We start from the raw sequence: 380 nt of genomic DNA on the forward strand, positions 1-380 counted from the left end.
ATCGCGGTTGAACGACAAGCTCTGAAAAACACTGTGATGGCTCTTTTTACTTTAAAATGCGTTTCCGGCAAATTAGGGCTTAGGAACCAATCTCGTGGGACTCAGTCCCGTTTCCTTCTGAAAACCCTATCTAGTGCAATCAATAGCCGGTATTTGGATAAGAACACGGATTGGATGACTCTTGGGCGTTTCGGGGCGTAACAATTTGTCACCGGGTTTGCGATGCGTTTGATAGGATTCTAGGCCGACAAACACATTTTATGATATTTTGTGGCACGTTTCGCTTCCAAATGTGTTTCAAGCGATTGTGTGGTGAGGAACGCCTTGCAAGGGCTTCAATGTCATTTAAGACCGAGACCCGTGCTTCGGGCCGTTCGTTC

Annotated in this window: 1 protein-coding gene; it reads left to right on the plus strand. The window is 46.6% G+C overall.

Annotated features, from left to right (window positions below; genetic code table 11):
- The coding region (locus E2C06_RS39080; protein ID WP_206664865.1) for a hypothetical protein at window positions 1-201 on the plus strand (201 nt) is incomplete at its 5' end.
- Between the last annotated feature and the right edge of the window lie 179 nt (window positions 202-380).

The organism is Dankookia rubra, assembly GCF_004355005.1.
Lineage (GTDB): Bacteria > Pseudomonadota > Alphaproteobacteria > Acetobacterales > Acetobacteraceae > Paracraurococcus > Paracraurococcus ruber_A.